This window comes from Kitasatospora sp. NPDC056800 (assembly GCF_042789775.1).
Classification (GTDB): Bacteria; Actinomycetota; Actinomycetes; order Streptomycetales; family Streptomycetaceae; genus Kitasatospora.
In genome coordinates this window covers 1-10,790 of record NZ_JBHUAL010000272.1, presented here as the reverse complement: position 1 = coordinate 10,790, position 10,790 = coordinate 1, and the positions used below count along the sequence as shown (strand labels likewise).

Annotated in this window: 11 protein-coding genes and 3 tRNA genes; 11 read left to right on the top strand and 3 right to left on the bottom strand. The window is 72.6% G+C overall.

Annotation, left to right across the window (positions count from 1 at the left end; genetic code table 11):
* Positions 1–84: 84 nt before the first annotated feature.
* Positions 85–1,353, bottom strand: a complete 1,269-nt coding sequence (locus tag ACFRQN_RS37375; protein ID WP_074003979.1) for a hydrolase — start codon at positions 1,351–1,353, stop codon at positions 85–87.
* A 279-nt stretch (positions 1,354–1,632) separates the two neighbouring features.
* Between ACFRQN_RS37375 and ACFRQN_RS37370 the strand changes: the two genes are divergently transcribed.
* The 8 genes from ACFRQN_RS37370 (at position 1,633) to ACFRQN_RS37335 (ending at position 6,405) form a co-directional block, all read left to right on the top strand.
* Positions 1,633–1,705 (top strand) — tRNA-Thr (locus tag ACFRQN_RS37370).
* A 43-nt stretch (positions 1,706–1,748) separates the two neighbouring features.
* Positions 1,749–1,821 (top strand) — tRNA-Met (locus tag ACFRQN_RS37365).
* Between the two features lie 83 nt (positions 1,822–1,904).
* On the top strand, positions 1,905–2,069 hold the full coding sequence (gene rpmG / locus ACFRQN_RS37360) for a 50S ribosomal protein L33 (RefSeq protein WP_006604855.1): 165 nt from the start codon (positions 1,905–1,907) through the stop codon (positions 2,067–2,069).
* 117 nt (positions 2,070–2,186) lie between these two features.
* Positions 2,187–2,645 (top strand): MaoC family dehydratase N-terminal domain-containing protein, encoded by a 459-nt coding sequence (locus ACFRQN_RS37355; protein WP_049651991.1) that lies wholly within the window; start codon positions 2,187–2,189, stop codon positions 2,643–2,645.
* 5 nt (positions 2,646–2,650) lie between these two features.
* Positions 2,651–3,073, top strand: coding sequence for a MaoC family dehydratase (locus ACFRQN_RS37350; protein WP_049651990.1), 423 nt, complete (start codon positions 2,651–2,653; stop codon positions 3,071–3,073).
* A gap of 98 nt (positions 3,074–3,171) precedes the next feature.
* Entirely contained in the window at positions 3,172–3,735 is a 564-nt protein-coding gene (locus tag ACFRQN_RS37345; RefSeq protein WP_234348396.1) for a TetR/AcrR family transcriptional regulator, read from the top strand.
* Positions 3,736–3,838: 103 nt separating this feature from the next.
* Positions 3,839–5,284 (top strand): MFS transporter, encoded by a 1,446-nt coding sequence (locus tag ACFRQN_RS37340; protein ID WP_049651988.1) that lies wholly within the window; start codon positions 3,839–3,841, stop codon positions 5,282–5,284.
* A gap of 77 nt (positions 5,285–5,361) precedes the next feature.
* Positions 5,362–6,405, top strand: coding sequence for a UDP-N-acetylmuramate dehydrogenase (locus ACFRQN_RS37335; RefSeq protein WP_049651994.1), 1,044 nt, complete (start codon positions 5,362–5,364; stop codon positions 6,403–6,405).
* A 6-nt stretch (positions 6,406–6,411) separates the two neighbouring features.
* On the opposite strand, the gene ACFRQN_RS37330 is transcribed toward ACFRQN_RS37335, so the two are convergent.
* Together ACFRQN_RS37330 and ACFRQN_RS37325 are read right to left on the bottom strand one after the other, a co-directional pair.
* The gene (locus tag ACFRQN_RS37330) at positions 6,412–7,476 is read right to left on the bottom strand and encodes an adenosine deaminase (protein WP_049651987.1); all 1,065 of its coding nucleotides are present in this window, start codon (positions 7,474–7,476) and stop codon (positions 6,412–6,414) included.
* Between the two features lie 128 nt (positions 7,477–7,604).
* On the bottom strand, positions 7,605–8,852 hold the full coding sequence (locus tag ACFRQN_RS37325; RefSeq protein ID WP_375876145.1) for a pyridoxal phosphate-dependent aminotransferase: 1,248 nt from the start codon (positions 8,850–8,852) through the stop codon (positions 7,605–7,607).
* 292 nt (positions 8,853–9,144) lie between these two features.
* Here ACFRQN_RS37325 and ACFRQN_RS37320 point away from each other — a divergent pair.
* The 3 genes from ACFRQN_RS37320 (at position 9,145) to nusG (ending at position 10,774) form a co-directional block, all read left to right on the top strand.
* Positions 9,145–9,217 (top strand) — tRNA-Trp (locus ACFRQN_RS37320).
* Positions 9,218–9,362: 145 nt separating this feature from the next.
* Positions 9,363–9,689: a preprotein translocase subunit SecE gene (gene secE, locus ACFRQN_RS37315; RefSeq protein ID WP_049651985.1), complete on the top strand. Its 327-nt coding sequence runs from the start codon at positions 9,363–9,365 to the stop codon at positions 9,687–9,689.
* Positions 9,690–9,898: 209 nt separating this feature from the next.
* Positions 9,899–10,774 carry a transcription termination/antitermination protein NusG gene (gene nusG, locus ACFRQN_RS37310; protein WP_375876146.1) on the top strand — a complete coding sequence of 292 codons (876 nt, stop codon included), beginning with the start codon at positions 9,899–9,901 and terminating at the stop codon, positions 10,772–10,774.
* Positions 10,775–10,790 lie beyond the last annotated feature (16 nt).

The window sequence follows — 10,790 nt, the reverse complement described above, 5'->3', positions numbered from 1 at the left end:
CCTGGGGGGGGGGGGGGGCCCCCCCCCCCCTGGGGCCCGCCCCCATCTGCCGTCAGGGGCCATCAGGCCCACTCCGGGACCGGCTCAGCCGTCCCCGCCCCCGGACTGCCGGGGCAGCGCCAGCGCCACCGTGTCCGCGAACTCCCGGACCGCGCTGGTCCGGCTGACCACCCGGCCGCTGTGCACCACCAGCCGGCTGTGCCCGCCCGCGAGCGCCCCGGCCAGGCTGTCCCCGCGCACCGCCAGCAGCTCCGCCGGGAACCCGGCGTCCACCCGGACGGGTGCCAGGCCGAGCGCCGCCCGGGCCTGGTTCGCCACCGCGTCGTACGCCGCCTCCGGGGTCAACTCCCCACCGGCCGCCAGCAGGTAGGCCGACTCCAGCGGATCCGCCCGGCCGACCGGGTTGGACGGGTCGCGCAGCGCCCCGCTGCCCGCCGCCAGCGGCACCCCGGCGGCCGCCAACTCCCGTACCAGGCCAGGCCGCAGGCCCGCCGAGCGGCCCTCCATGCCGGTGCAGCAGCCGTTCTGCGGCAGGCAGACCACCCGGACCCCGCTGGTCGCCAGCACCGTCGACGCGCCCCGGGGCAGCGCCCCGCACGGGCCGAGTGCCACCCGGGGTCGCAGCGGGGCCAACGCCCCGGTCATCCGGGCGAGTTGGGCGGCGTCGCCGGCGCCGGTGTGCAGGTCCACCGGGCAGTCCGCCTCCCGGGCGGCCTCCAGCAGCAGCTGCACGTACCCGGCCGGGTCCGGGTCCAGCTCCGGGCAGCCGCCGGCCGCCGTGGCGCCCAGCTTGAGCGCCTCGCGCAGCTGCGCCCGGCCGTCCGCGCCGGCCCGTCCGGTGAGCAGCCGGGGCATCGCCACCGCCTGGAGCTCGGCCAGCCCGCCCAGTGCCTGCCGGGCGGTCAGCACCGCCTCCAGCCGGCGCAGCCCGTGCACGTCGCCGATCCGGACGTGGGTGCGCTGGGCGGTGGCGCCGTAGCCGAGCGAGGTCAGCGCGGCCTCGGTGACCCGGCGGGTGAGGTCGGCCGGGGTGTCCGGCGGCGGGGTGGGCAGGGCGGCGGAGAAGGCGGTGTCGTAGTGGGCGTGCGCCTCGGCGGGGGCCGGGAGCAGCAGGTAGCCGCGCAGGTCGATCCGGGCGCCGGTGGTGACGGTGGGCGCGCCGGGCAGGGCGGGCAGCGGGCCGAGGCTGCCGACGGTGCCGACCGCCTGGATCCGGTCGCCGCTGATCCGGACGTCCACCACCCGCCCGTCCGCCAGCCGGGCGCCGGTGAGGAGCAGGACCGGGCCGTGCCCGAGCGGGTTGGCCGCCGGGCCGGGCCCGGAGTGCGGCCCGTCGGCGGCTGCGCTGTCCATCGCCCGGCTCCTTCTCGGGCCGGCCCGTGCGGTCGGCCCCGTACGGCTGGCCCGTACCGCCGGCCAGTCCTCCCGATCAATGAGCGTCGAGCCTATGGGCCCGGGGGGCGGGTCGCCGGGAGGCGGGCAATAGTCGTATCGGGTCGGGCCGTGCGGCTCGCGGGCCGATCGAACGCCGGGCCTTGGATCGTCCGTCCGTACCCCTCGCCCACCTGCGGTCTTCGCCGCGGGATACGGATTTCACCTCCGGGCGCGAAACGTGTAATCTCTTCCTCGTTCGCCCCTATAGCTCAGTCGGTAGAGCGTCTCCATGGTAAGGAGAAGGTCTGCGGTTCGATTCCGCATGGGGGCTCTGGTGAGAAGCGGTCAGCTCCGGCTGTGCCGCGGATCACTGTGGCGGTGTAGCTCAGTTGGTAGAGCAAGCGGCTCATAATCGCTGTGTCACCGGTTCAAGTCCGGTCACCGCTACCCCGCGTAGTCGGTCGGGAGATCGCACTCCCGGTCGGCTACTCTTGTTGTGTTCTTATTCGTTGTCCAAGGAAGGCACTCCCGTGGCTGCCACCGACGTCCGCCCGAAGATCACGCTGGCCTGCGTGGAGTGCAAGGAGCGGAACTACATCACCAAGAAGAACCGGCGTAACGACCCGGACCGTCTTGAGATGAAGAAGCACTGCCCCCGCTGCAACTCGCACACCGCGCACCGCGAGACCCGCTGACCCTCTTGCAGGGCGACGGGCCTGTGTGAATTCAGGTCTCTTGCTCCGGGCCGCATCCCTCACAGGGGGTGCGGCCCGGAGTTTTTTTCGTATCCACCCGCGTTCCGAGGAGCCGCCATGGCGCTCGACCCCTCCTTCATCGGGCGTAGCTACCCGCCCACCGAGCCGTACGAGGTCGGCCGGGAGAAGATCCGCGAGTTCGCGACCGCGGTCGGCGACGCCAACCCGGCGTACACCGACCTTGAGGCGGCGAAGGCGCTGGGGCACCCCGACGTGATCGCCCCGCCGACCTTCCCGTTCGTGATCACCTACCGCGCGGCCGGCCAGGTGGTCGAGGACCCGGAGCTGGGTCTGGACTTCAGCCGGGTGGTGCACGGCGACCAGAAGTTCGCCTACACCCGCCCGGTGCGGGCCGGCGACCGGCTGTCGGTCACGGTGACCATCGACAACATCAAGTCGCTGGCGGGCAACGACGTGCTCACCGTGCGTGGCGAGGTGACGGACGCGACCGGCGGGCACGTTGTGACGTCGGTCATGACCCTGGTGGCCCGGGCCGCCGACGAGGCGGGGGAGTGAGCGCGATGGCGATCGACTACGACGAGGTCGAGGTCGGCACCGAGCTGCCGGCGCAGTCCTTCCCGGTGACCCGCGACACACTGGTGCGGTACGCGGGGGCCTCGGGGGACTTCAACCCGATCCACTGGAACGAGAAGTTCGCCCTGGAGGTCGGCCTGCCGGACGTGATCGCGCACGGCATGTTCACCATGGCCGAGGCGATCCGGGTGGTCACCGACTGGGTCGGCGACCCGGCCGCGGTGGTCGAGTACGGCGTGCGGTTCACCCGGCCGGTGCCGGTGCCGAACGACGGGGTCGGCGCGGTGGTCGAGGTCTCGGCCAAGGTCGCCAAGAAGCTGGACGACCGCAGGGTGCAGGTCGACCTGCTGGCCACCACGGGCGGCCAGAAGGTGCTCGGCATGTCCCGGGCCGTCGTCCGGCTCGGCTGAGCGGCCCCGGGGGTCGCGGCGGCCGGGGTCCCGTACGGGATCTCCGGCCGCCGGCGCGGGCCTTGCGTAGATAGTGATTGGCCACTAACTTGGGGCCCATGGCGAAGTCGAGCATCCGGATGAGCGCGGAGGAGCGGCGCGAGAGCGTCGTCCGGGCCGCCCTGACCGAGTTCGCCCGGGGCGGGTACCACGGCACCTCCACCGAGGCGATCGCCCGCCGGGTGGGCGTCTCGCAGCCGTACCTGTTCCGGCTGTTCCCGAGCAAGCAGGCGATCTTCGCCGCGGCCGCCGAGCGCTGCGTCGAGGAGACCTGGCGGGTGTTCGACGAGGCCTCGGCCGGGCTGTCCGGCGAGGCGGCCGCGGAGGCGATGTCCACCGCGTACCTGGGCCTGGTCGAGAACGGCGACCAGCTCATGATGCAGATGCAGCTCTACGTCTCGGCGTCCGCGGCCAGGGCGGCCGGTGAGGACGAGGTGGGGGAGACCGCCCGGCTGCTGTGGGAGGACCTGTTCGACCGGGTCAGGATCCGGATCGGCGGCGGAATGAAGGACGCCACGCAGTTCTTCGCGTACGGGATGCTGATCAACACCCTGGTGGCGCTCGGCTATCCGCCGGACCACCGGATCTGGGCCGGCTTCGACGGGTGCGAGCCGCCCGAGTAGGCGCGCCGCCCGGATGGACGGGCCGCACGGGGTGTCCGTGCGGCCTCTTTTCGGCCCAAAGAAGTTATTGAGCAATAACTACCTAAGGAACCTGGGGGACGTCATGACGGAGAAACCTGCCATGGGCAGAGCGGCGGTCTGGACCCTGGTGATCGTCAGCGCGGCCAGCTTCATGGCCGCCCTGGACAACCTGGTGGTCACCACCGCGCTGCCGTCGATCCGCGAGGAGCTCGGCGGCGGACTGTCCGACCTCGAATGGACGGTCAGCGCCTACACCCTGAGCTTCGCCGTGCTGCTGATGTTCGGCGCCGCCCTCGGCGACCGCTTCGGCCGCCGCCGGATCTTCCTGGTCGGGCTGGCGGTCTTCACCGCCGGCTCCGCTGCGGCCGCGCTATCCCCGGGCATCGGCGAACTGATCGCCGCCCGCGCCGTCCAGGGCACCGGGGCCGCGGTGATGATGCCGCTCACCCTCACCCTGCTCACCGCCGCGGTGCCCGAGGGCAAGCGGGGGATGGCCTTCGGCATCTGGTCGGGGGTCAGCGGCCTCGCCGTCGCCGCGGGGCCGCTGATCGGCGGCTCGCTGACCGAGCACTTCTCCTGGCAGTGGATCTTCTGGGTGAACGTCCCGGTCGGCCTCGTCCTGCTGCCGCTGGCCTACCTGCGGCTCGGCGAGAGCCGGGGCCCGGGCCGGGCCCTGGACGTGCCCGGAACCCTGCTGGTCAGCCTGGGGATGTTCGGCGTCGTCCTCGGCCTGATCCGCGGCAACCCGGACGGCTGGACCAGCCCGCTGGTCCTCGGCGCCCTGATCGGCGGCACCCTGCTGCTGGCCGCCTTCGTCCGGTACGAGCAGCGGGTCGCCGCCCACCCGATGCTGCCGATGCGACTGTTCCGCAGCCGGGCCTTCTCCGCCGTCAACGCGGCCAGCCTGCTGATGTACCTGGGGATGTTCGGCTCGATCTTCCTGATCAGCCAGTACCTCCAGGGCGTCGGCGGCTTCAGCCCGCAGGAGGCGGGCATCCGGATGCTGCCGTGGACGGCGATGCCGCTGCTGGTCTCGCCGATCGCGGGCATCCTCTCCGACCGGATCGGCGGCCGGCCGATCGTGGTCGCCGGGCTGGCGCTGCAGGCCGCGGGCCTGGCGCTGTACGGCCTGGTGGTGGACGGGAGCACCGGCCTCGACTACGTCGCCCAGATACCGGCCACCGTGATCTGCGGGATCGGCATGTCGCTGTACTTCGGCCCGACCGCCCAGCTGGTGATGGCCAGCGTCCGGCCGCAGGAGCAGGGGATCGCCTCCGGCGCCAACAACGCGCTGCGCGAGGTCGGCGGGGCGCTCGGGGTCGCCGTGCTCGCGGCGGTGTTCTCGGGGCAGGGCGGCTACCAGTCGGTGCGGGCCTTCACGGACGGGCTGGTGCCCGCGCTGTACGTCGGCGCCGCCGCCGTCGGGCTCGGCGCGCTCGCCGCGGTGTTCATCCCGCGGCGGCGGAAGGCGCCGGTCGCGGCGGCGGGGGAGCGGGCGGCGGACCGGGCCGAGCCGGCCCGGGTCTGAACGGGGGCGTAGGGGAGGGGCCCGCCGACGGGAATCGCGTTCCGGTCGGCGGACCCCTCCCCCGTACGCTGGTGGGCGTGCTGGTAGAAAACGACGCCCCCCTCGCCCCGCTGACCACGCTCCGGCTCGGCGGCCCGGCCCGCCGCCTGGTGACCGCCCACACCGACGACGAGGTGATCGCCGCCGTCCGCGAGGCCGACGCGGCCGGCGAGCCGCTGCTCGTCCTCGGCGGCGGCTCCAACCTGGTGATCGGCGACGCCGGCTTCCCCGGCACCGTGCTGCGGATCGCCACCGAGGGCTTCGCCCTGGACGGCACCGCGCTGGAGGTCGCGGCCGGCGAGACCTGGTCCGAGGTGGTCCACCGCACCGTGCGCGACCACGGGCTGGCGGGCATCGAGTTCCTGGCCGGCATCCCCGGCTCCGCGGGCGCCACCCCGGTGCAGAACGTGGGCGCGTACGGCCAGGAGGTCGCCCAGTCGATCACCGAGGTGGTCGCGTACGACCGCACCGCCGACGAGGTCGTCACCCTCTCGAACGCCGAGTGCGGGTTCTCCTACCGGCACAGCCGCTTCAAGGCCGAGCCGGACCGCTACGTGGTGCTGCGGGTGCGGTTCCGCCTGGAGGACAACGACGGGCTCTCCACCCCCGTCCGCTACGCCGAGACCGCCCGGCACCTGGGCGTCGAGCCGGGCGCCCGGGTGGCGGTCGGCACGGCCTGGACGGCGGTGCTGCTGCTGCGCTCCGGCAAGGGCATGGTGCTGGACCCGGCGGACCACGACACCTGGTCGGCGGGCTCCTTCTTCACCAACCCGGTGCTCACGGCCGCGCAGTACGAGTCCTTCCGCACCCGCCCGGGCACCGAGGACGCCCCCGCCTACCCGGCCCCGGAGGGCTGCACCAAGACCTCGGCGGCCTGGCTGATCGACCGGGCGGGCTTCGGCAAGGGCTACGGCGGCGGCCCGGCGACGCTCTCCACCAAGCACACCCTGGCGCTCACCAACCGCGGCTCGGCCACCGCCGAGGACCTGCTGGCGCTGGCCCGGGAGATCCGGGACGGGGTCCGCGCGGCCTTCGGGGTGGAGCTGGTGAACGAGCCGGTGATGGTGGGCGTCAAGCTCTAGCAGCGGCTAGGCGGGTACGGCGGCCGCTTCCGCGGGGGCGCGGTCGCCGACCAGCCAGGCGTCGATGTCCGCCAGCAGCTCCTTGCGGACGGCCTCCGGCGCGACCGAGCCGCGCACCGACTGCCGTGCCAGCTCGGCGAGTTCGGCGTCGGAGAAGCCCAGCACGTCCCGGACCAGCTCGTACTGGGCGGCCAGCCGGCTGCCGAACAGCAGCGGGTCGTCCGCGCCCAGGGCGAGCGGCACCCCGGCGTCGAAGAGCCGGCGCAGCGGCACCTCCTCGGGGCGCTCGTAGACGCCGAGCGAGACGTTGGAGGACGGGCAGACCTCGCAGGTGACCTGCCGGTCCGCCAGCCGCTCCATCAGCCGGGGGTCCTCGGCGGCCCGTACGCCGTGGCCGATCCGGGCGGCGCCCAGGTCGTCCAGGCAGTCCCGGACGGACTCCGGGCCGGACAGCTCGCCGCCGTGCGGGGCCGCCAGCAGCCCGCCGTTGCGGGCGATCGCGAAGGCCCGGTCGAAGTCCCGGGCCAGGCCCCGGCGCTCGTCGTTGGAGAGGCCGAAGCCGACCACCCCGTGGTCGGCGTAGCGGACGGCCAGCCGGGCCAGCGTCCGGGCGTCCATCGGGGACTTCATCCGGTTGGCCGCGACCAGGACCCGGATGCCCACCCCGGTCGCCGCGGCGGCGTGCTCCACCGCGTCCAGGATCAGCTCCAGGGCGGGGATCAGTCCGCCCAGCCGGGGCGCGTACGACGTCGGGTCGACCTGGATCTCCAGCCAGCGGGAGCCGTCCCGCCGCTCGTCCTCGGCGGTCTCCAGGACCAGCCGGCGGATGTCCTCCTCGTCCCGCAGCACCGAGCGGGCGGTGTCGTACAGCCGCTGGAAGCGGAACCAGCCCCGCTCGTCGGTGGCCCGCAGCCGGGGCGGCTCGCCGGAGCTGAGCGCCTCCGGCAGCCGGACGCCGTGCTTGTCCGCCAGCTCCAGGAGGGTGGCGGGCCGCATCGAGCCGGTGAAGTGCAGGTGCAGGTGGGCCTTCGGGAGGCCCCTGACGTCTCGCGGGTTCAACAGGCGTTCCATTCACCGATACTGCCGTATGCGGCCCCTGAACGGGAACCGCCCCCTCTACATCCCCTGAAGGGGTGAAAGGGGGCGGTGCGCCGGGTGAAACCCTGGCGTCGGGTTGACGTCGGCGGACGGACCCGAGGTCAGTCGCGGGCCTCGCCGAGCAGCTTCTGGACCCGGCTGACGCCCTCGACCAGGTCGGCGTCGCCGAGCGCGTAGGAGAGCCGCAGGTAGCCGGGGGTGCCGAAGGCCTCGCCCGGGACGACCGCGACCTCGGCCTCGTCCAGGATCAGGGCGGCCAGTTCGGCGGAGGTCTGCGGGCGCCGGCCGCGGATCTCCTTGCCCAGCAGGCCCTTGACCGACGGGTAGGCGTAGAAGGCGCCCTCGGGCTCGGGGCAGAGCACGCCCTCGATCTCGTTGAGCATCCGCACGATGGTCTTGCGGCGGCGGTCGAAGGCCTCGCGCATCTCGGCGACCGCGTCCAGGTCGCCGGCCACGGCGGCCAGGGCGGCGCGCTGGGCGACGTTGGAGACGTTCGAGGTGGCGTGCGACTGGAGGTTGGTCGCGGCCTTGATGACGTCCTTGGGGCCGACCACCCAGCCCACCCGCCAGCCGGTCATCGCGTAGGTCTTGGCGACACCGTTGACCACGATGCACTTCTCGGCCAGCTCGGGCAGCAGGGCCGGCAGCGAGGTGAAGGTGGCGTCGCCGTACACCAGGTGCTCGTAGATCTCGTCGGTGAGCACCCACAGGCCGTGCTCCAGCGCCCAGCGGCCGATCGCCTCGGCCTCGGCCTCGGTGTACACCGCGCCGGTCGGGTTGGACGGCGAGACGAACAGCACCACCTTGGTGTTCTCGGTGCGCGCGGCCTCCAGCTGCTCGACCGAGACCTTGTAACCGGTGGTCTCGTCGGAGACGACCTCCACCGGGACGCCGCCGGCCAGCTGGACCGACTCCGGGTAGGTGGTCCAGTACGGGGCCGGGATGATGACCTCGTCGCCCGGGTCCAGGATCGCCGCGAACGCCTCGTAGATCGCCTGCTTGCCGCCGTTGGTGACGAGCACCTGGGAGGCGTCCACCTCGTAGCCGGAGTCGCGCAGCGTCTTGGCGGCGATCGCGGCCTTCAGCTCGGGCAGGCCACCCGCCGGGGTGTAGCGGTGGTTCTTCGGGTCGCGGCAGGCCTCGACGGCCGCCTCGACGATGTAGTCCGGGGTGGGGAAGTCGGGCTCGCCGGCACCGAAACCGATGACCGGGCGGCCGGCGGCCTTGAGGGCCTTGGCCTTGGCGTCCACGGCGAGGGTCGCGGACTCGGCGATCGCGCCGATCCGGGCGGAGACCCGGCGGTCGGCGGGGCGGATGGACTGGTCGGGCTGCGGGGTGGAAGCGCTCATGCCTGCATCGTCGCAGAACCGGGACCTACCGGGCATCGGGGTATCGGCATCCGTACGTTCCCGTCCGAATCGCGGCCCGACGGTCCGTCGGAAGGGGTCCCGCCGGACCGGACGTCCGCCGGGGGAGCGGCCGGTCCGGAAGAGAAGCCGGAAGAAGAAGTTCGACCAAACACCCCTCGACCACGTACACTCGCTGCTCGACGGCCCGCCGACAACCGGAGCTTTCACCGCCTGTACAGACAGCGGGGGGAGATACGGTAGGTTGGTCGCCACCGGAGCCGCGAGGCACCGTAGGGCAATAGCTCAATTGGTAGAGCACCGGTCTCCAAAACCGGCGGTTGGGGGTTCGAGTCCCTCTTGCCCTGCTGCTAGATCCGTTTTCAGCCCGTTCGCTCCACAGGAGTGAGCGGGCTTGATGCGGAGATGGCACCGATCAGCACCGCTAGCCGACTGGCCGCCCCCACCGGGTGCGCGGCGAAGCCGGCAGGACCCGGATTCAGGTGAGGACGAGTGACGGAGACCACGGGCTCCACCGCAACGCCTGAGAGCGGCAACCCCGAGGGTGCCGACGGCGCTGCCGAGATCGCATCGGCCGAGGGCGACAAGAAGTCCGGCAAGCAGAAGAAGTCGGGCAAGCGGGCCAAGAAGGGCCTGTTCGCACGGACCGCCCTCTTCTACCGCCAGATCATCGCCGAGCTGCGCAAGGTCGTCTGGCCGACCCGCGGCGAGCTCACCAACTACACCGCCGTGGTCGTCACCTTCGTGGTGGTCATGATGGCCTTCGTGGCCGGCCTGGACTACGGCTTCTCCAAGCTGAGCCTCCTGGTCTTCGGCTGACCGGCCGCCCCACCTCTCGAACAGCCTCCCGACCCGGGCCGATTACTCGGCCCGGGTCGAGCTGTCGGCGCCGGACGTACGCGCGGCTACCGTGGACTCGGTACTGTTGAAGTCTCCGAGACCTCACCTGGCGCCCGCGCGAGCGGCCGTCCGCCGGGCCGGTCGAGGAGCGCGCCACCTTCACCATCTCCAGGAAAGAAGCCGCCACCGTGTCTGAGTCCCCCCTGTACGACGCCGACGAGACCGTCCGCGAGGCGGATGGCGCCGCCGAGCTGGACGCGGCCGAGCCGGCTGACGACGCCGAGTCCGCCGAGCAGATCGTGGACGCCGCGGACAGCGACGAGGACGAGGTCGAGGCGTACGACGAGGCCGAGGCCGGCGAGCCCGCCGAGGAGGCCGCGCTGCACGTGGAGGGCGACGCCGAGGCCGAGGAGTCCGTCGAGGACGCCGAGGAGGCCGAGGAGGAGTCGGCCGACGAGGTCGACCCGGTCGCCAAGTTCCGCGAGGACCTGCGCTTCATGCCGGGCGAGTGGTACGTGATCCACACCTACGCCGGCTACGAGAACCGGGTGAAGCAGAACCTGGAGCAGCGCGCCGTCTCGCTGAACGTCGAGGAGTACATCTTCCAGGCCGAGGTGCCGCAGGAGGAGGTCGTCCAGATCAAGAACGGCGACCGCAAGACCATCCGCCAGAACAAGCTCCCCGGCTACGTCCTGGTGCGTATGGACCTCACCCCCGAGTCCTGGGGCGTCGTGCGCAACACCCCGGGTGTCACCGGCTTCGTCGGCAACGCCTACGACCCGTACCCGCTGACCCTGGACGAGGTCGTCAAGATGCTCGCCCCCGACGTCGAGCGCCAGGCGGCCAAGGAGGCCGGCAAGCCCTCGCCGATCAAGCCGAGCGAGATCCAGGTGCTGGACTTCGAGGTCGGCGACTCGGTCACCGTCACCGACGGTCCGTTCGCGACCCTCCAGGCGACCATCAACGAGATCAACCCGGACTCGAAGAAGGTCAAGGGCCTGGTCGAGATCTTCGGCCGGGAGACCCCGGTCGAGCTCTCCTTCGACCAGATCCAGAAGAACTAGTCATACCGTCTTCGGG

What these genes read in the sequence shown, in the direction of transcription:
- ACFRQN_RS37375 (WP_074003979.1), bottom strand. Translation starts at nt 1,353, where the DNA reads ATGGACAGCGCAGCCGCCGACGGGCCGCACTCCGGGCCCGGCCCGGCG.
- ACFRQN_RS37355 (WP_049651991.1), top strand. Translation starts at nt 2,187, where the DNA reads ATGGCGCTCGACCCCTCCTTCATCGGGCGTAGCTACCCGCCCACCGAG.
- ACFRQN_RS37350 (WP_049651990.1), top strand. Translation starts at nt 2,651, where the DNA reads ATGGCGATCGACTACGACGAGGTCGAGGTCGGCACCGAGCTGCCGGCG.
- ACFRQN_RS37345 (WP_234348396.1), top strand. Translation starts at nt 3,172, where the DNA reads ATGGCGAAGTCGAGCATCCGGATGAGCGCGGAGGAGCGGCGCGAGAGC.
- ACFRQN_RS37340 (WP_049651988.1), top strand. Translation starts at nt 3,839, where the DNA reads ATGACGGAGAAACCTGCCATGGGCAGAGCGGCGGTCTGGACCCTGGTG.
- ACFRQN_RS37330 (WP_049651987.1), bottom strand. Translation starts at nt 7,476, where the DNA reads ATGGAACGCCTGTTGAACCCGCGAGACGTCAGGGGCCTCCCGAAGGCC.
- ACFRQN_RS37325 (WP_375876145.1), bottom strand. Translation starts at nt 8,852, where the DNA reads ATGAGCGCTTCCACCCCGCAGCCCGACCAGTCCATCCGCCCCGCCGAC.